The 18,625-nt window shown below is 72.2% G+C and carries 13 protein-coding genes and 1 tRNA gene; 9 read left to right on the top strand and 5 right to left on the bottom strand.

All coding sequences use genetic code 11. From position 1 onward, the window contains the following. Window positions 1-108: 108 nt before the first annotated feature. The 3 genes from lysA to BMZ30_RS11830 are packed head-to-tail and all read right to left on the bottom strand — an operon-like array spanning window position 109 to window position 3,935. Window positions 109-1,464, bottom strand: coding sequence for a diaminopimelate decarboxylase (gene lysA, locus BMZ30_RS11840; protein WP_093379069.1), 1,356 nt, complete (start codon window positions 1,462-1,464; stop codon window positions 109-111). Next, complete coding sequence (gene argS, locus BMZ30_RS11835; RefSeq protein ID WP_093379066.1) at window positions 1,461-3,143, bottom strand: arginine--tRNA ligase; 1,683 nt, start codon at window positions 3,141-3,143, stop codon at window positions 1,461-1,463. The genes lysA and argS overlap by 4 nt, the downstream gene beginning before the upstream one ends. A 42-nt stretch (window positions 3,144-3,185) precedes the next feature. Continuing rightward, complete coding sequence (locus BMZ30_RS11830) at window positions 3,186-3,935, bottom strand: hypothetical protein (protein ID WP_093379063.1); 750 nt, start codon at window positions 3,933-3,935, stop codon at window positions 3,186-3,188. Window positions 3,936-4,110: 175 nt separating this feature from the next. On the opposite strand from BMZ30_RS11830, the gene BMZ30_RS11825 reads away from it, so the two are divergent. The 3 genes from BMZ30_RS11825 to adhE all read left to right on the top strand — a co-directional run bounded on the left by BMZ30_RS11825 (window position 4,111) and on the right by adhE (window position 7,857). Next, the gene (locus BMZ30_RS11825; RefSeq protein WP_093379060.1) at window positions 4,111-4,767 is read left to right on the top strand and encodes a FadR/GntR family transcriptional regulator; all 657 of its coding nucleotides are present in this window, start codon (window positions 4,111-4,113) and stop codon (window positions 4,765-4,767) included. A 68-nt stretch (window positions 4,768-4,835) separates the two neighbouring features. Further along, a tRNA-Arg gene (locus tag BMZ30_RS11820) sits at window positions 4,836-4,911 on the top strand. Window positions 4,912-5,103: 192 nt separating this feature from the next. Next, window positions 5,104-7,857, top strand: coding sequence for a bifunctional acetaldehyde-CoA/alcohol dehydrogenase (adhE, locus tag BMZ30_RS11815; protein WP_093379057.1), 2,754 nt, complete (start codon window positions 5,104-5,106; stop codon window positions 7,855-7,857). A 168-nt stretch (window positions 7,858-8,025) separates the two neighbouring features. On the opposite strand, the gene BMZ30_RS11810 is transcribed toward adhE, so the two are convergent. Next, window positions 8,026-8,904: a M15 family metallopeptidase gene (locus tag BMZ30_RS11810; protein ID WP_244887042.1), complete on the bottom strand. Its 879-nt coding sequence runs from the start codon at window positions 8,902-8,904 to the stop codon at window positions 8,026-8,028. 255 nt (window positions 8,905-9,159) lie between these two features. Between BMZ30_RS11810 and BMZ30_RS11805 the strand changes: the two genes are divergently transcribed. The 5 genes from BMZ30_RS11805 (at window position 9,160) to BMZ30_RS11785 (ending at window position 16,849) form a co-directional block, all read left to right on the top strand. Continuing rightward, entirely contained in the window at window positions 9,160-9,876 is a 717-nt protein-coding gene (locus BMZ30_RS11805; RefSeq protein ID WP_093379235.1) for a response regulator transcription factor, read from the top strand. Between the two features lie 11 nt (window positions 9,877-9,887). Next, on the top strand, window positions 9,888-11,006 hold the full coding sequence (locus BMZ30_RS11800; protein WP_093379054.1) for a sensor histidine kinase: 1,119 nt from the start codon (window positions 9,888-9,890) through the stop codon (window positions 11,004-11,006). A gap of 132 nt (window positions 11,007-11,138) precedes the next feature. After that, window positions 11,139-11,828, top strand: coding sequence for an ATP-binding cassette domain-containing protein (locus tag BMZ30_RS11795; protein ID WP_229828834.1), 690 nt, complete (start codon window positions 11,139-11,141; stop codon window positions 11,826-11,828). Window positions 11,829-11,913: 85 nt separating this feature from the next. Continuing rightward, window positions 11,914-12,705, top strand: a complete 792-nt coding sequence (locus BMZ30_RS11790; RefSeq protein ID WP_093379051.1) for an ABC transporter permease — start codon at window positions 11,914-11,916, stop codon at window positions 12,703-12,705. A gap of 286 nt (window positions 12,706-12,991) precedes the next feature. Further along, window positions 12,992-16,849, top strand: coding sequence for a multifunctional oxoglutarate decarboxylase/oxoglutarate dehydrogenase thiamine pyrophosphate-binding subunit/dihydrolipoyllysine-residue succinyltransferase subunit (locus BMZ30_RS11785; RefSeq protein ID WP_093379048.1), 3,858 nt, complete (start codon window positions 12,992-12,994; stop codon window positions 16,847-16,849). Window positions 16,850-16,924: 75 nt separating this feature from the next. On the opposite strand, the gene BMZ30_RS11780 is transcribed toward BMZ30_RS11785, so the two are convergent. Further along, on the bottom strand, window positions 16,925-17,905 hold the full coding sequence (locus BMZ30_RS11780) for an aldo/keto reductase (RefSeq protein WP_093379046.1): 981 nt from the start codon (window positions 17,903-17,905) through the stop codon (window positions 16,925-16,927). Window positions 17,906-18,018: 113 nt separating this feature from the next. Here BMZ30_RS11780 and BMZ30_RS11775 point away from each other — a divergent pair, with 113 nt between their 5' ends. Next, entirely contained in the window at window positions 18,019-18,606 is a 588-nt protein-coding gene (locus BMZ30_RS11775) for a GDSL-type esterase/lipase family protein (protein ID WP_093379043.1), read from the top strand. Window positions 18,607-18,625 lie beyond the last annotated feature (19 nt).

Genomic DNA, 18,625 nt, shown 5'->3' with positions numbered 1-18,625 from the left:
CGCCGCACCCGGGTGCGCGGCGATACCCGATCCTCGCGCCGACGGTACCGCCCTGGATCGCCGTCTCAGGATACGGGTGGCGCGCGCACGCGCCACGGGCGTCCGCGCTCAGCCCAGGTCGAGCGCGAGCAGGTCGTCCTCGGTCTCGCGCCGCACCAGCACCCGAGAGGTGCCCTCGGCCACCGCGACGACCGGCGGCCGCGGCACGTGGTTGTAGGTGCTCGCCATCGAGCGCCCGTAGGCGCCCGTCGCGGGGACGGCCAGGAGGTCGCCGGGGGCGACGTCTGCGGGGAGCGCCACCTCGTCGATGACGATGTCGCCGCTCTCGCAGTGCTTGCCCACCACGCGCGCCCGCACCGTCTCGGGGCTGCCGGCACGGTTGGCGAGGCGCGCCGTGTAGCGCGCGCCGTACAGCGCCGGGCGGATGTTGTCGCTCATGCCGCCGTCGACCGCGACGTACGTGCGCACGCTCCCGTCGTCGAGCGTGACGGGCTTGACGACGCCGACGCGGTACAGCGTGACCGTCGTCGGACCGACGACGGCGCGGCCCGGCTCGATCGAGACGCGCGGCACGGTCGTGTCGAGCTCGGCGCACACGCGCTGGACCGTCGCCGCGAGCGACCGGGCGAACGCCGGCACGTCCATGGCCTCCTCGCCCGGGACGTACGCGATGCCGTAGCCGCCGCCGAGGTCGAGCTCCGGCATGAGCACACCGGTCGCGCGCTCGAGGTCGGCGCGCAGGGCGAGCATCACGCGGGCGTTGGCCTCGAAGGCCGCGACGTCCTGGATCTGGCTGCCGATGTGGCTGTGGGCACCGAGGAGCTCGAGCTCGGGGTGCGTGAGGACCTCGCGCAGCGCGGCGAGCGCCTGGCCGCCGGTGACCGAGATGCCGAACTTCTGGTCCTCGTGCGCCGTCGCGATGAACTCGTGCCCCCCGGCGTGGATGCCGGTCGTCACGCGGACCATGACTCCCACGCGGTCGTGCGGGCCACGGCCGGCTGCACGCGCCGCGGCGGCGACGCGACCGACCTCCGCGACCGAGTCGAGCACGATCCGCCCGACGCGCGCGTCGATCGCCCGGGCGATCTCGGAGTCGGACTTGTTGTTGCCGTGCAGACCGATGGCCTCGCCGGGCACCTGCGCGCGCAGCGCGACCGCGAGCTCGCCGCCGGTGCACGTGTCGACCCGCAGGCCGTCGGCGTAGGCCCAGCGTGCGACGGCGACGCTGAGGAACGACTTGCCCGCGTAGTAGACGTCGACGCCCGAGCCGATCGCCTCGAAGGCGGCGGTGAACGCGTCGCGGAACAGCCGCGCGCGCTCGTGGAACATCGCTTCGTCCAGCACGAAGACGGGGGTGTCGTGCTCGGCGGCCAGGTCGGTGGCCCCATGTCCCGCGAGGCGCAGCGCGCCGTCGTCGTCGAGCCCCGCGCCCGACGGCCAGACGGCGACGTCGAGGCCCGTCACATCCGCTCCGGGGCGCTCACACCCAGCAGACGCAGGCCGTTGGCGAGCACCTGGCGGGTGGCGTCGTTGAGCCACAGCCGCGCGCTGTGGACCGGCGCCACGTCCTCGTCGCCCAGCGGGGTCACCCGGCACTCGCCGTACCACTTGTGATAGCTGCCCGCGAGCGCCTCGAGGTAGCGCGCGACGCGGTGCGGCTCGCGCAGCGCGGCCGCCTGGGCGACCACGCGGGGAAACTCGGTGAGCGCGCCCAGCAAGGCGGACTCCGTCGGGTGCGCCAGGGTCGACGGGTCGAACGTCGCCGCGTCGCGGACCACGCCGTGCGCGGCCGCGTTCACCCCGACGTTGACCGTCCGGGCGTGCGCGTACTGGACGTAGAACACGGGGTTCTCGTTGGTCGCCCGGGCGAGCAGGTCGAGGTCGATGTCGATCGACGAGTCGGCGGACGAGCGCGCGAGCGAGTAGCGGGCCGCGTCCACGCCCACGGCGTCGACGAGGTCCTCGAGCGTGACGACCGTGCCGGCCCGCTTGGACATGCGCAGCGGCTCGCCGTCGCGCAGCAGGTTGACCAGCTGGCCGATGAGGATCTGCAGGTTCCGGCCCGGCTCGTCGCCGAAGGCGGCGCACACGGCCATCATGCGACCCACGTACCCGTGGTGGTCCGCGCCGAGCATGATGATGACCTCGTCGAAGCCACGCTCACGCTTGTCGAGGTAGTACGCGATGTCGCCGGCGATGTACGCGGCATCGCCGTCGGACTTGATGATCACGCGGTCCTTGTCGTCACCGAAGTCCGTGGTGCGCAGCCACGTCGCGCCGTCGGACTCGAACACGTGGCCGGCCTCGCGCAGCCGCGCCACGGCGCGGTCGACCGCACCCGACTCGTGCAGGGCGTCCTCGTGGAAGAAGACGTCGAAGTCCACGCCGAAGCCGTGCAGCGCGGCCTTGATCTCGCCGAACATGCGGTCGACGCCGATCGCCCGAAAGACCTCCTGGGCCTCGGCGTCGGGCAGGGTGCGCGGGTCCGGGTCGCCTGCCGCGGCGACGTCCGCGAGCACGGCGTCGGCGATCTCCTGGATGTACTGGCCGCCGTAGCCGTCCTCGGGGGCGGGCTCGCCCTTGGCACGCGCGAGCAGCGAGCGCGCGAAGCGGTCGATCTGCGCGCCGTGGTCGTTGAAGTAGTACTCGCGGGTGACCTCGGCCCCCGCGGCCTCGAGCACGCGGGCGAGCGAGTCCCCCACCGCTGCCCAGCGCACGCCACCGATGTGGATCGGTCCGGTGGGGTTTGCCGAGACGAACTCGAGGTTGACCTTCTTGCCGGCCTCCGCGTCGCCGCGGCCGTAGGCCTCGCCCGCGTCCACGATCGTGCGCGCGAGCTCGCCCGCGGCACCGGCCTCGAGGCGGATGTTGAGGAAGCCCGGGCCGGCGATGTCGACGGACGCGACGCCCTCGGTCGAGCGCAGGCGCGCCGCCAGGAGCTCGGCCAGCTGCCGCGGCGGCACCCCGGCCTTCTTGGCGAGCTGCAGTGCGATGTTCGTGGCCCAGTCCCCGTGCTCGCGCTGGCGCGGTCGCTCGACGTGGACGGCGTCGGGAAGCTGGTCCGCGTCGAGGGCGAGCTCGCCGTCCGTGACGGCGGCCGCGAGCGCAGCGCTGAGGGCGAGGGAGAGCTGGGTGGGATTCACCGGCTCATCCTAGCGACTCCGCCGCCGCGACCGAGGGAGCGCTCAGGACCGCTCGGGGGCGATGCCCGCCGCGACCGCCCGCGCGCCTCGGCGGTCCCCGACGACCTCGACCGTCGTCGTGAAGTCGGCCCACAGGTAGGTCGCCGCGCCGTCGGCGACGACCCGGCTCGCGCCGGCCACCACCCGGGTGCCACGGAGCGGCGCGCCTGCGCGGTCCGCGGCCTCGCGGCCGGCCACCGCCACGTGCGCCCCTGCCTCGTCCGTCGTCCCCCAGCGCGCGACCGTCACGACGACGATGTCCCCGTTCGGCGCGACGAAGCGCGCGCGGTAGGCCTCGAGCGCACCCGGGATCTGCGTAGGCTCGAACCCCACGCTCAGATAGCCGCCGGCCTGCGTCGGCAGGGCACCGAGCAGCGCGGACGACTGGTCCGCGAGCGGCGCCCCCTCGGGCTCGGCGTCGCCGCGAGCGGTGCCCGCGTCGCGCGCGGCGGCGGGGGCCAGCTCCGCGACGCCGGGGAGCGCGGCGTAGGCGACCACGTCCGCCGAGGCCGAGGCCGAGCGCACGGCGAGCGGCGCCGTCGGTGCCACCAGATAGCCGACCCAGGCCACCGTGCCCACGAGCCCCAGCACGAGGGCGAGCGCGGCATAGCGCGGACGTGACCGCCCGGCGCGCGCGGCGCCCCGCAAGGCCAGGAGCGCGCACGCGACCGCGACCGGACCGAGCCACAGCACCGCCGCGAGCACGCCGGCCACCGCGAGGGTGTCGTCGTGCTCCCGCTGCGCCGTCGCCACGTGCGTCCTCCGGTCCATGCTGGGCCGCGTGTTCGGCCCGGTGTGGGGTTCACCACTACCATCGGCCCCAAGACCTAGGACTTGAGACCTGCCCTCACGGCGCCGATGCCGTGCACGCGAGCGCCCGGCGCTGCGTCCCGGCGGTCCGGCCCACCTCAGGACATCAGGAGCGCTCATGGCCTCACGCACCGGGCTGATCGACCAGGCCGTCACCGCGCTGCGCGGCTCGATCGTGAGCGGCGAGTGGCCCGTGGGCAGCCGCATCCCCACCGAGGCCGACCTCGCCCAGCTCCTCGGCGTCGGACGCAACACCGTGCGCGAGGCCGTGCAGTCGCTGGTGCACTCCGGCCTCCTGGCGCGCCGGCAGGGCTCGGGCACGTACGTGCTGTCGTCGTCGGAGCTCACGGTGGCGCTCGGCCGGCAGATGGCCGACGTGCACCAGCAGTACATCCTCGAGGTGCGCCGCTCCCTCGAGGTCGAGGCGGCCCGGCTCGCCGCGCGTCGCCGCACGGACCGGGACGTCACGATGCTCCGCACGCTGAACGACAGGCGCATGGCCTCGTTCGCGGCCGGGAAGGTCGACGCGATGGTCGTCTCCGACCTCGCGCTGCACCGGGCGATCGTCGCGGCAGCGCGCAACCCGCTGCTGCTGGACCTCTACGAGAACCTGGTCGATGCGATCGGCGACTCCATCCGCGCGAACGTGCAGACGGACCACCCCGACCACACGCACGACGACCTGGTCGAGGCGATCGCCGACCGCGACGAGGACCGGGCCGCGCTCGAGATCTCGCGCTACCTCGAGGAGTACCTCGCCACGCTGCCCACCTGATCGGGACACCAGTTCGCTCCCGTCGAGCGCAGTGGTAGTCTCGTGCACCGTGCCGAGATGGCACCCCCGCCCTCGTAGCTCAGGGGATAGAGCGTCTGCCTCCGGAGCAGAAGGTCGTAGGTTCGAATCCTATCGAGGGCACCACCCGTGGCTCGCTGGCAGCTTCCGCCGGCACCCGTCCGCCCCCCCGCCAGCCGCCTCCAGCACCGCCGCTGGCCGCCCGCTCTGCCGCCGAAGGTCCCATCCAAAGATGGGACCTTTGACACGAACATCCGCATGTTCGGACTCCTAGCGTTGTGTGTGAGATCACAGACAGCACACGAAGGGGTTCCACTCATGAGCGTCACCCAGGCCACCACGGCCCCCGAGCCGACGAGCGTGACCGAGCAGATCGATGCCCTCGTCACCCGCGCCCAGGGGGCGCTGCGTCAGTTCCTCGAGCTCGACCAGGAGCAGGTCGACCACATCGTCAAGAAGGCGTCCGTCGCCGCCCTCAGCCAGCACGGCGAGCTCGCCGTGCACGCCGTCCGCGAGACGGGCCGCGGCGTGTTCGAGGACAAGGCCGTGAAGAACATCTTCGCGTGCGAGCACGTGACCAACTCGATGCTGAACCTGCGCACCGTCGGCATCATCAACCGCGACGAGCTCACGGGCATCACCGAGATCGCCGAGCCAGTCGGCGTCATCTGCGGGGTCACCCCCGTGACGAACCCGACGTCGACCGCGATCTTCAAGGCCCTCATCGCCCTCAAGACCCGCAACCCGATCGTGTTCGGCTTCCACCCGAGCGCCCAGGGCTGCTCGGTCGCCGCCGCGAAGGCCGTCAAGGACGCCGCCGTCGCGGCCGGCGCCCCGGCCGACTGCATCCAGTGGGTCGAGCACCCCTCGCTCGAGGCCACCAGCACGCTGATGAACCACCCGGGTGTCGCGCTGATCCTCGCGACCGGCGGTAACGCGATGGTCCGCGCCGCGTACTCGTGCGGCAAGCCCGCCCTCGGCGTCGGCGCCGGCAACGTGCCCGCCTTCATCGAGCGCTCCGCCAAGCTCAAGCGCGCCGTGAACGACGTCGTGCTCTCCAAGGCCTTCGACAACGGGATGATCTGCGCCTCCGAGCAGGCCGTCATCCTCGACGCGCCGATCTACGACGAGGCCATGGCCGAGTTCGACATCCTGCACGCCTACCGCGTGACCCCGGCCGAGAAGGTCATGCTCGAGGACTTCATCTTCGGGGTGCACGCCGGCTCCGAGAACTGCGGCGAGGCCAAGCTCAACGCGTCCGTCGTCGGCCAGTCCCCCGTGTGGATCGCCGCGCAGGCCGGCTTCACCGTCCCGGAGGAGACGTCGATCCTCCTCGCGGAGGTCTCCGGAGTCGGGCCGCACGAGCCCCTCACCCGCGAGAAGCTGTGCCCCGTGCTCGCCGTGCTGCGCGCCGACGGCGCCGAGGAGGGCATCAGCCTGTCCGAGCAGATGGTCGAGTTCGACGGCCTGGGCCACTCGGGCTCGATCCACTCCGAGGACGCCGCGATCATCGAGGAGTTCGGCTCCCGCGTGAAGGCCGTCCGCATCATCACCAACGCCCCCAGCTCGCTCGGCGGGATCGGCGACATCTACAACGCGTTCATCCCCTCGCTCACGCTCGGCTGCGGTTCCTACGGTCACAACTCCGTGTCGAACAACGTGTCCGCGGTGAACCTCGTCAACATCAAGCGCATCGGTCGGAGGAACAACAACTTGCAGTGGTTCAAGGTTCCCGCCAAGACGTACTTCGAGCCGAACGCGATCCGGTACCTCGCGGACATGCGCGGCGTCTCGCGCGTCACGATCGTCACCGACTCGACCATGACCCGCCTGGGCTTCGTCGACAAGATCCTCGACGTCCTCAACCGCCGTGGCGAGCGCGTCGCCCTGCAGATCATCGACGACATCAAGCCCGAGCCCACGGTCGAGTCCGTGCAGACCGGCGCCGAGATGATGCGCAGCTTCAACCCCGACACGATCATCGCGCTCGGCGGCGGCTCGCCCATGGACGCGGCGAAGGTGATGTGGCTCCTCTACGAGCACCCGGAGATCGAGTTCGCGGACATGAAGGAGAAGTTCTTCGACGTCCGCAAGCGCGCCTTCAAGTTCCCGGACCTCGGCGAGAAGGCCAGCCTCGTGTGCATCCCGACGACGTCGGGCACCGGCTCCGAGATGACGCCGTTCGCGGTCATCACCGACCCGGAGACGGGCAAGAAGTACCCGCTCGCGGACTACGCCCTGACCCCGACGGTCGCGATCGTGGACCCGGTGCTCACCTCCGAGATGCCGTCGTTCCTCGCCGCCGACTCCGGGTTCGACGCCCTGACGCACGCGACCGAGGCGTTCGTATCGGTGTACGCGAACGACTTCACCGACGGGCTCTGCCTGCACGCGATCAAGCTCATCTTCGAGAACATCGCCACCTCCGTGAAGGCCAAGCCGAGCACGCAGGAGGCCGACGCGGTCAAGGCGCGCGAGAAGATGCACAACGCCGCCACGATCGCCGGCATGGCGTTCGGCAACGCGTTCCTGGGGATCGTGCACGCGATGGCCCACGTGACCGGCTCCAAGTTCCACCTGGTGCACGGGCGCACGAACGCGACGTACCTGCCGCACGTGATCCGCTACAACGGCACCGTCCCGACCAAGCTCACGAGCTGGCCGAAGTACGAGCACTACGTCGCCCCCGAGCGCTTCCAGGAGATCGCCAAGCACCTGGGCCTGCCGGCCAGCACGCCGGCCGAGGGCGTGGAGTCCTACGCCCGCGCCGTCGAGGAGCTGCGCGAGCAGGTCGGCATCCCGGCGTCGTTCCAGGCGCAGGGCGTCCCCGAGGAGGCCTTCATCGCCCGCCTCGACGAGCTCGCGATGGGCGCCTACGAGGACCAGTGCGCGCCCGCGAACCCGCGCATGCCGATGCTCGAGGACATGAAGACGCTCATGGAAGCCGCGTACTACGGCACGTCGTTCGCCCAGGTGCGTGCCGGGCGCGCGGCGGTCGGCCAGGCTGCGGTCGCCACCGGCGCCGAGGCTGAGGCCCCGGCTCCCAAGGCTCGCAAGCGGGCCGCCAAGTAGCGCTCCCCCTCGGTGGGGCGCCCGCGCCTCACCGAGGGCGCACGACGAGGCCCCGGTCGTCGACGGACGACCGGGGCCTCGTGCTGTGCCGGTGGCGCGTGCGCAGACCCCGAGCGCCGTCAGGCGCGCACGGGGCCGACACCGAGCCGCGCTGTCAGGCGCGCAGGCTCAGGAGAAGTCCTCGACGCCGCTCGTGTACTCCCAGTGCCAGGGCTCCAGGGCACCGGAGCCGCCGGGCCGCGCCCACGCGGGGTTGTCCCAGCCGTAGACCGGACCGTTCGCCTTGAGCCAGTTCCACACGGCGCTCGAGCCGTAGCTGCCGCCGCACAGGTCGATCGCGAGGCCCCAGCCGTGCATGGACCGGCCGGGCACCGCGGCGAGACCGGGCTTGGTCCACGCGACGCGCTGCTGAGAGCCGTAGGTGCGGTAGGAGTCGGTGAGGCAGATGTCTCGGCCGAACTTCGCGCGGAACGCGTCGTTGAGGGCGGTGAGCGAGAGCGCCGCCTCCGGCTGCAGCCGGTGCCCGTCCTGCCACAACGCGCAGAGCTCGGCGTCGCGCAACTGACCGTTGGAGCTGGTCACCGGCGTCGTGATGTCGCACGCGGGCGCCTCCTCGCGGGCGGCGGCGCGGCTGACCGCGGCGCTGTCGCGCGCGGCGAGGAGATCGGCGTCGGCCACGATCACGGCTTCCGTCTGCACGCTGCGCTCCGAGGTCAGCACGTCCAGCGTGCTGAGCCCGGCGGGCGCGTAGGCGGAGGCGGGCTGGGGCGCGAGCCCCGGGCTGCTGCTGCCCGCGGTGATCGGGATGACGATCGTGGCCGCAGCCAGCGAGGCCAGCACGCCGGAGCGCGCCAGCCAGCGGTGGCTCTCCGAGGCCTTCGCAGCCGGGCGGCGGCTGCGGCGCGTCTGGCGCGACGGGCCCTCCTGGGCCTCGCGCAGGGCGCGGCGGGACGGCAGGGTGGAGGCCGGGGACCCCTGGGGCGCGGGTGCGCTCGACAGGTTGCTGGTCTCCACGGCACCTCCGATGATGAGTTCGTGGGGCGGCACGAGGCCACCCCGGGGCAGTTCTGGTCGGACCGACCCGACGTCCTGACACGCGGCGCACGCACAGCACAGGAGCGCGGTGCGGTCCACCGGACGGGTTCGGTTACGGAAGCATAACGACACGATGCCTCTCCGACCAACATCCCATCGGCAAGATCACATCCGACCTGAAGGTCTTGACCGGGCGAGCTGTGCGTGCTGGGCCTCGGGCGGCCCCGCTGCGTGACCTCGGGCACGTACGTGTGGAACGCTGTCGACATGGTCGAGATCCCCGCTCCGGTGTCGGTGCTCGTCGTCGAGGACGAGCCGGCGATCGCCACGGCGGTCGCTCAACGCCTCACAGCCGAGGGCTGGAACGTCGAGGTGGCCCGCGACGGGCTCAGCGCGCTGACCGCCGCCGCACGCCTGCGCCCGGACGTCGTGGTGCTCGACGTCATGCTCCCGGGCATCGACGGGCTCGAGGTCTGCCGTCGTCTCCAGGCGGAGCAGCCCGTCCCGGTGCTCATGCTCACGGCACGTGACGACGAGACCGACATGCTGGTCGGGCTCGGGGTCGGCGCCGACGACTACATGACCAAGCCCTTCTCCATGCGTGAGCTCGTCGCGCGGCTCAAGGCGCTGGTCCGGCGGGTGGAGCGGGCCGCGCAGGTCGCCGCCTCCCAGGTCGCCGAGCCCCCGATCACCGCGGGCGACGTCGTCATCGACCGCGCCCAGCGTCGGGTCACGCGCGGCGACGCCGAGGTGCACCTGACCCCGACCGAGTTCGACCTCCTCGTGATGCTGGCCTCGAGCCCGCGCACCGTGCTCACCCGCGAGCGCCTGCTCGCGGAGGTCTGGGACTGGGCCGACGCGAGCGGCACCCGCACGGTCGACTCCCACATCAAGGCGGTCCGGCGCAAGCTCGGTGCCGAGCTGATCCGCACGGTGCACGGCGTGGGCTATGCGTTCGAGCCGCCGACGTCCGACGAGCGCTGAGGGCGGAGAGGATGCGCGGCACGCCCCGGCACGTCCGGGGGCACGCCCACCTGCCCGACCTGCGCCCGCTCGACGTCGCACGCTCGCTCAAGACGAAGCTCGGCGTGCTCACGATCGCGACCAACACCCTGGCGGTGCTGATCACGTGGCTCGGGCTGCGCAACCACCTCGGCCCCTCGCGGACCCTGCCGCTCGCGATCGCCGTCGCCCTCGTGGTGACCCTCCTGCTGGCACGCGGCATGACTTCCCCCCTGCGGGAGATGACCGCCGCGGCCAGGGCGATGGCCGACGGCGACTACTCCCGCCGGGTGCGGGCCACGAGCCGCGACGAGGTCGGCCAGCTCGCGCACGCGTTCAACCAGATGAGCACCGACCTGGAGCAGGGCGAGCAGCTGCGTCGCGACCTGATCGCGAACGTGTCGCACGAGCTGCGCACCCCGGTCGCCGCGCTGCACGCCCAGCTCGAGAACCTGGTCGACGGCGTCACCGAGCCCACGCCTGCGACCCTCCAGGTCTCGCTCGCGCAGACCGAGCGCCTGACCCGGCTCGTGTCGTACCTCCTCGACCTGTCGCGACTCGAGGCGGGCGCCTCGGCGCTGAGCGTCTCGGACGTCCCGCTCGAGCGCTTCCTGGCTGACGCTGCGGGATCGGTGGCCATGGTCGAGGCGGGCAAGCAGCTCGAGTTCGAGGTCGACGTCCAGCCGGCGGACCTCACGGTCCCCGCGGACCGCGACCGCCTGCGCCAGATCCTCACCAACCTGCTGCAGAACGCGATCCGGCACTCCCCGTTCGGGTCGACGATCCGCCTGACGGCCCGGCGTGCGGACAACCACGTCGTGATCGACGTGGCGGACGACGGGCCGGGGATCGCGCCGAGCGACCGCGAGCGCGTGTTCGAGCGCTTCGCCCGCGGCGCGAGCGTGGGCAGTCCGACGGCGGGGGCCTCGGGCGGCACGGGGATCGGGCTCGCGATCGTCCGCTGGGCGGTCTCGCTGCACGGTGGGACGATCGAGGTCGCTGACTCCGACCACGGCGCGACCATGCGCCTACGGCTGCCCGCTCCCGTCCTCGAGCGGGCGCCCGGGCCCCCGGACGAGGCCAACCCTGAGGAGGACCATGCTGACCGATGACGCCACCATCCGCGTCGCTCGCCTGACCAAGCGGTTCGGTGCCGTGCACGCCGTCGACGACCTGAGCTTCGAGGTGCGACCCGGGGCCTGACCGGCTTCCTCGGTCCCAACGGAGCCGGCAAGACGACGACGATGCGCATGCTCCTGGGCCTGGTGCGTCCCACCGCCGGCACGGCGACGATCGGCGGCCGCGCGTACCGGGACATCCCCGACCCGCTGCGGGCGGTGGGTGCCGCGCTCGACGCGAGCTTCCACCCGGGCCGCACCGCGCTCGACCACCTGCGCGTGTACGCCCCGGCCGCCGGCGCGTCCGAGGCGCGCTGCCGGATGCTGCTCGACGTCGTCGGCCTCGCGGACGTGGCCGGGCGGCGGGCGGGAGGCTTCTCGCTGGGGATGCGGCAGCGGCTCGCGCTCGCGACGACGCTGCTCGGGGACCCAAGCGTCCTCGTGCTCGACGAGCCCGCGAACGGGCTGGACCCCGAGGGGATCGTCTGGCTGCGCGGCTTCCTGCGGCACCTTGCCGGCGAGGGCCGGACCGTCATGGTCTCGAGCCACGTGCTGTCCGAGGTCCAGCAGTCCGTGGACGACGTCGTCGTCATCTCCCAGGGTCGGCTCGCGCACGCGTCGTCGCTCGCCGACCTCGCCCGTCTGACGTCCAGCCGCACGCGCGTGACCGGTCCCGACCTCGCTGCGCTGGCCGCGCTCGCGCGCGCACGCGGCTGGCAGGCCAGCACCGAGGGCACGAGCCTCGTGGTGCACGAGGTGGCCGCCGCGGAGGTCGGGGCACCGCGTTCGCGGCCGGCGTCGAGCTGCACGGCCTGACGGAGGAACGCTCGGGCCTCGAAGAGGTCTTCCTGCGACTGGTCACCCCCACCCCTGCCACCGCTCAGCCGCTCGGAGGTGCCGCATGAGGGCCGCGATCGCGATGGAGACGCGCAAGCTCGCGTCCACGCGCCTGTGGTGGGTGCTGCTGCTCGTGATGGCCGGGTACATGGTCTTCCTCGCCGTCCTGATGGCGTTCACCTCGGTGCGGTGCGCCCAGGCACCGATCGGGGATGCGGAGAGCACGGCCCTCGGCGTCTACACCCTGGCCACCGCGCTGGGCTACGTGTTCCCCGCCATCGTCGGGACGCTGTCGGTGACGTCCGAGGTGCGGCACCGCACGCTCGCCCAGACGCTGCTCGCGGACCCGAGCCGCGGCAGGCTGGTCGCGGCGAAGATGATCGGCGCGGTGCCGGTGGGGCTGGCGCTCGGCGTCGTCGGGAGCCTCGCCTGCCTGGGTGCGGGCGCAGCGACCTTCGCGGTCCTCGACGTCGACCCGCTGCTCGGCTCCCCCGCCGTCTGGCGCGCCGTCGGGCTGTCCGTGGTCGCCCTGACGCTGTGGACCATGGTCGGAGTAGGCCTCGGCACCGTGCTCACCAACCAGGTCGCCGCGCTCGTCGTCATCCTGGCGTTCACCCAGTTCGTCGAGCCGATCCTCCGCGGCGCGCTCAGCCTCGTCCTCGACGGACGGCTCGCCGGCGTCGCGTCATACCTGCCCGGCGCCGCCGGGGAGGCCATGACGGGCGCGAGCGTGTACGCCGCCTTCGGCATGGCCGAGCTGCTCACGTGGTGGCAGGGCGCGCTCGTCCTCGCCGGCTACGCGATCGTCCTGGCCCTCGTCGGTCGGCTCAGGACCCTGCGCCGCGACCTGACCTGACCGGTCTGCCCGGACCGTCGTCCGGACCGGGCCGCCCCCCTCGTGCGGAGCTGTGTCGGCGCGCGGACGCTACCGAACGATGGCCTAACGCACGCTCGCTTTGGGGCCTGTTCATGCCACCCTTGCCCAGATTTTGCCAACCCTGGAGACGGGTGTCGCATCCCGCGAAGTCAAGGGGCCAAAAGGCCTGTTCTGGAGCCCGACACGTGCGCTCGGGCCGTAGGGTTGTACCCAAGTACGCCGCCCGGGAGGCGGCCCAGCGAATCGTGGAAGAGGCGATCTCCGAGTGTCCGCACATGCTGAATCAAAGCCGATCAGCGCCGTCAGCGCCGCCTTTGGCGCCAACGAATGGCTCGTCGACGAGCTGTACGAGCAGTACCTGAAGGACAAGAACGCCGTCGACCCGGCCTGGTGGGACTTCTTCGCGGACTACAAGCCCGGCGAGACCGACCCGAGCAGCGCGCCCTCGCCCCAGCCCCAGGAGGAGGAGCGCGCCGGCGCGCCCGCCGCGCCCGCCGCGCCCGCTCCCGCGTCCGACACCGGTCAGGCGTCCGACACCGGTCAGGAGCGTGCGGCGACGACGACGTCGAGCACCTCCACGCAGGCCACCGCGGAGCAGACGGCCGCCGAGCGCAAGGCGGCCAAGCCGGCTCTGGCGACCAAGGAGCCGTCCGCCGCGCAGGACGCCCCGGCGCCCCCGCCCGTCGCCACGGCGCAGCCCGCCACGGCCCCCTACGCCCAGCGCCCGGCGACCCGCACCGCGGCCGCCGCGGAGAAGGTCGCGGACAACGTCGAGAAGCTCCGCGGCCCCGCGGCACGCGTGGTCACGAACATGGAGGCGAGCCTCCAGGTCCCGACCGCGACCTCGGTCCGCGCCGTCCCCGCGAAGCTCATGGTCGACAACCGGATCGTGGTCAACAACCACCTCGCCCGCGGTCGCGGTGGAAAGATCTCCTTCACCCACCTGATCGGCTTCGCCCTCGTCGAGTCCCTCGCGGAGATGCCGGCGATGAACGCCGGCTACACGCAGCTCGACGGCAAGCCCGCCATCCACCACCCCGCCGACGTCAACCTCGGCCTCGCGATCGACCTGCCCAAGCCGGACGGCACCCGCCAGCTGCTGGTGCCGAGCATCAAGAAGGCGCAGACCCTCGACTTCGCCCAGTTCTGGGCCGCCTACGAGGACGTCGTGCGCCGCGCCCGGGGCGCGAAGCTCACCGTCGAGGACTTCGCCGGCACGACGATCTCGCTGACGAACCCCGGCACCCTCGGCACCGTGCACTCGGTCCCGCGCCTCATGCAGGGCCAGGGCGCGATCATCGGCGTCGGCGCGATGGACTACCCGGCCGAGTTCCAGGGCGCCTCCGAGGAGCGCCTGGCGAAGATGGGCATCTCCAAGACGCTCACGATCACCTCGACCTACGACCACCGGATCATCCAGGGCGCCCACTCCGGCGACTTCCTGCGGATCATGGGCAACAAGCTGCTCGGTCTCGACGGCTTCTACGACCGCGTGTTCGCGGCCCTGCGCGTGCCCTACGAGCCCGTCCGCTGGGTGCGGGACAACACGGTCAACGAGGACGTCGAGGCCAACAAGCCGGCGCGCATCGCCGAGCTCATCCACTCCTTCCGCTCGCGCGGCCACCTCATGGCCGACACGGACCCGCTCGCGTTCCGCGTCCGGCGTCACCCCGACCTCGACGTGCAGACGCACGAGCTCACGCTCTGGGACCTGGACCGGACCTTCCCGACCGGAGGCTTCGGCGGGAAGCAGAAGGACACCCTGCGCAACGTGCTGGGACTGCTCCGAGACTCGTACTGCCGCACGATCGGTGCCGAGTACATGCACCTGGCCGACCGCACCCAGCGCAAGTGGCTCCAGGCGCGCCTCGAGGCCGGCTACGAGCGCACCCCGCGCGAGGAGCAGCTGCGGATCCTGCGCCGCCTCAACGCTGCCGAGGCCTTCGAGACGTTCCTCCAGACCAAGTTCGTGGGCCAGAAGCGCTTCTCCCTCGAGGGTGGCGAGTCCGTCATCCCGCTGCTCGACGCCGTGCTCACGCAGTCCGCCCGTGCCGGCCTCGACGAGGTCTGCATCGGCATGGCCCACCGGGGGCGCCTCAACGTGCTCGCGAACATCGCCGGGAAGAGCTACGCGCAGATCTTCGCGGAGTTCGAGGGCAACATGGACCCCAAGTCCGTGCAGGGCTCGGGCGACGTGAAGTACCACCTCGGCACCGAGGGCATGTTCACGGCCGAGACGGGCGAGCAGACCAAGGTCTACCTCGCCGCCAACCCGTCCCACCTCGAGGCCGTCGACGGCGTGCTCGAGGGCGTCGTGCGCGCCAAGCAGGACCGGATCGACCTGGGCGGCGACGGCTTCTCCGTGCTGCCGATCCTCATCCACGGCGACGCCGCCTTCGCGGGCCAGGGCGTCGTGACCGAGACGCTCAACCTCGCCCAGCTGCGCGGCTACCGCACCGGTGGCACCATCCACGTGATCATCAACAACCAGGTGGGCTTCACGACCGGCCCGTCGTCGTCCCGCTCGACCCTGTACGCGACCGACGTCGCCAAGGGCCTGCAGGTCCCGATCTTCCACGTCAACGGCGACGACCCCGAGGCCGTGGTCCGGGTGGCCGAGCTCGCCTTCGCGTTCCGCGAGGAGTTCGACCGCGACGTCGTCATCGACCTGGTCTGCTACCGCCGGCGCGGGCACAACGAGGGCGACGACCCCTCGATGACGCAGCCGCTGATGTACAACCTGATCGAGGCCAAGCGCTCGACCCGCAAGCTCTACACCGAGAACCTGGTGGCCCGCGGGGACATCACGCTCGAGGAGGCCGAGCAGGTCCTGCAGGACTACCAGAACCAGCTCGAGCGCGTCTTCACCGAGACCAAGGAGGGTGGTTTCCTGCCGCCCGCCGACGCGGAGGCCGTGCGCGGCCTCGAGCGGCCCGAGTCGCAGCGGGAGGACGCCGGCACGATGGTCGGCTGGCAGACCGCCGTGCCCGCCTCCGTGCTCGAGCGGATCGGCAAGGCGCACACGAGCGCCCCGGCCGGCTTCACCGTGCACCCCAAGCTCGCCCAGATGCTCGCCAAGCGCGAGCAGATGTCCCGCGACGGCGGGATCGACTGGGGCTTCGGCGAGATCCTCGCGTTCGGCTCCCTGCTCATCGAGGGCACTCCCGTCCGCCTGGCTGGTCAGGACTCCCGGCGCGGGACCTTCGTGCAGCGCCACGCGGTGCTGCACGACCGCGAGACCGGCGCAGAGTGGACCCCGCTGCTGTACCTGTCGGGCGACCAGGCGAAGTTCTGGGTGTACGACTCGTCGCTCAGCGAGTACGCCGCCCTCGCGTTCGAGTACGGCTACTCGGTCGAGCGTCCCGACGCCCTCGTGCTGTGGGAGGCGCAGTTCGGCGACTTCGTCAACGGCGCGCAGACGGTCATCGACGAGTTCATCTCCTCCTCCGAGCAGAAGTGGGGCCAGCGCTCGTCGCTCGTCATGCTGCTCCCCCACGGCTACGAGGGCCAGGGGCCGGACCACTCGTCGGCGCGCATCGAGCGGTTCCTGCAGATGGGCGCCGAGGACAACATGACGATCGCGCAGCCGAGCACGCCGGCGTCGCACTTCCACCTGCTGCGCCAGCAGGCGTACGCACGTCCCCGTCGTCCGCTCGTGGTGTTCACACCCAAGCAGCTCCTGCGGCTCAAGGCGGCGGCGTCGCCCGTCGAGGACTTCACGCACGGGAAGTTCGAGCCGGTGATCGGCGACGCCGAGCACGCGGGCAAGCAGGTCGACCGGGTGCTCCTGTGCTCCGGTCGCGTCTACTACGACCTGCTCGCCCGGCGGACCAAGAACGGTGACGACCGCACCGCGATCGTCCGCATGGAGCAGCTGTACCCCTTCGCTGCGGACCAGCTCGAGTCGGCCCTCGCACCGTTCGGCGACGCCGAGCTGGTGTGGGTGCAGGACGAGCCCGAGAACCAGGGGCCGTGGCCGTTCATGTCCGCGCAGATCCCGAACGTGCTCGGCCGCCAGGTTCGGGTGGTGTCGCGCAAGGCGTCGGCGTCCCCGTCCGCCGGAACGGCGAAGAAGCACGCGGCGCAGCAGGAGAAGCTCCTGACGGAGGCATTCAGCCGCTGAGCGTACGGCGAAGGGCCGGCACTCCCGGTGCCGGCCCTTCGCCGTGCTCGGACTATTGCGCCGCCAGCGGCGCGGTCACCAGCGCTCGTGCACCGCGGCGCGGAAGTAGCGGTCGTAGAGCTCGCGCACCGCAGCGTCCAGCTCCGCGCCGAGCGGTGCCGCGTCCCCCGCGGCAGCGTTGGCCCGCGCCTGCTCGGGCGAGCGCGCACCCGGGATCACCGTGGTGACACCCTCGTGCTGGGCGAGCCAGGCGATCGCGGCCTGCGCCGGCGTCAGGTTCGCGGGCACCAGCGCGGAGAACTCCTGCGCCGCACGCACGCCCTGCGCGAAGTCCACACCCGCGAAGGTCTCGCCGACGTCGAACGCCTCGCCGTGACGGTTGTAGGTCCGGTGGTCATCCGGCGCGAAGGTCGTGTCCTCGCGGTACCGACCGCTCAGCAGCCCGGACGCGAGCGGGACGCGCGCGATGATCGCCACGCCGCGGTCCGCAGCGGCCGGGACGACGTCGTCGAAGGGTGCCTGCCGGAAGGCGTTGAGGATGATCTGGATGCTCGCCAGCCCGGGCTGCTCGAGCGCCGCGAGGGCCTCCGACCGCTTCTCGACGCTGACGCCGTAGGCGGCGATCCGCTCCTCGGCCACGAGCGTCTCGAGAGCGTCGAACACCTGCTGGTCCGCGAACACGCTCGACGGCGGGCAGTGCAGCTGGACGAGGTCCAGGCGGTCGACACCCAGGTTCTTGCGCGAGCGGTCGGTCCACGCCCGGAACGCGTCCAGCGTGTAGGCCCCGTGCTCCTGCGGGACGCGGCGGCCCATCTTGGTCGCCACGACGATCTCGTGGCCCGGGCGGTCGGCCAGGTAGGCGCCGATGATCTGCTCCGAGCGCCCGTCCCCGTACACGTCAGCGGTGTCGAGGAGGGTGGTGCCCGCCTCGACGGCCGCGTCGAGCACGGCGCGGGCGTCGTCCTCGCTGACCTCGCCCCAGTCGGCTCCCAGCTGCCACGTCCCCAGGCCCACCCGAGAGATCTGTCGTCCGTCACGCCACGTCGTCGTCTGCATCCCCCCAGCCTAGGCGAGCGTCCGGCGTGTTGCGGTCCAGGCCAGCCCGCCCGGCGACGGACAATGGGGCCGCCGGTCCACCGTGGCCCGGCGGACGGGACGACGACGTGAGCATGGACCTTCGCATCTGCGTGGTGGGCGACGAGCTGACCGCAGGCGCCGGCGACTCCAAGGCGCTCGGCTGGGCGGGCCGGGTGGCGGCCCGCACCCCCGACCGCCCGCACACGTACGTCCTGGCCGTCCCCGGCGAGACGACGACCGAGCTGAGCAACCGCTGGGAGAGCGAGACCACGCGTCGGTTCCATGGTGCCCCTGAGGGCAGCGCCCGCCTCGTGATCGGCCTCGGTCGCCACGACGTGCGCGCGGGTCTCTCGGTGGCGCGCAGCCGCCTGAACCTCGCCAACATGCTGGACACCGCCCAGGCGCGGCACCTGCCGGTGTTCGTCGTCGGACCTCCCCCGGGCTTGGAGGCCGACAACGAGCGCATCGGTGAGCTCTCCCGCGCGTTCGCCGACGTCGCGCACCGTCGCAGGGTTCCCTTCGTGGACACGTTCACCCCTCTGGTCACGCACGAGCAGTGGCACGCGGACCTCGCGACCACGGGCGACGACCTCCCCGGCCAGGCAGGCTACGGCCTGATGGCGTGGCTCGTGCTGCACACGGAGTGGCACGCCTGGCTGGGCGTCGACGCCCCGGCCTGAGCCGCGTCGCGGTCCCCGA

The sequence above is a fragment of the Flavimobilis marinus genome, from assembly GCF_900113055.1.
In the GTDB taxonomy this organism is placed as follows: Bacteria; Actinomycetota; Actinomycetes; order Actinomycetales; family Cellulomonadaceae; genus Flavimobilis; species Flavimobilis marinus.
Note: the sequence above shows the minus strand (reverse complement) of the source record. Positions and strands in the feature narration are given on the sequence as shown.

Excerpts from the sequence above, each read along its gene's own strand:
- BMZ30_RS11825 (WP_093379060.1), top strand. The coding sequence starts at position 4,111 with ATGGCCTCACGCACCGGGCTGATCGACCAGGCCGTCACCGCGCTGCGC.
- adhE (WP_093379057.1), top strand. The coding sequence starts at position 5,104 with ATGAGCGTCACCCAGGCCACCACGGCCCCCGAGCCGACGAGCGTGACC.
- BMZ30_RS11805 (WP_093379235.1), top strand. The coding sequence starts at position 9,160 with ATGGTCGAGATCCCCGCTCCGGTGTCGGTGCTCGTCGTCGAGGACGAG.
- BMZ30_RS11800 (WP_093379054.1), top strand. The coding sequence starts at position 9,888 with ATGCGCGGCACGCCCCGGCACGTCCGGGGGCACGCCCACCTGCCCGAC.
- BMZ30_RS11795 (WP_229828834.1), top strand. The coding sequence starts at position 11,139 with ATGCGCATGCTCCTGGGCCTGGTGCGTCCCACCGCCGGCACGGCGACG.
- BMZ30_RS11790 (WP_093379051.1), top strand. The coding sequence starts at position 11,914 with ATGAGGGCCGCGATCGCGATGGAGACGCGCAAGCTCGCGTCCACGCGC.
- BMZ30_RS11780 (WP_093379046.1), bottom strand. The coding sequence starts at position 17,905 with ATGCAGACGACGACGTGGCGTGACGGACGACAGATCTCTCGGGTGGGC.
- BMZ30_RS11775 (WP_093379043.1), top strand. The coding sequence starts at position 18,019 with ATGGACCTTCGCATCTGCGTGGTGGGCGACGAGCTGACCGCAGGCGCC.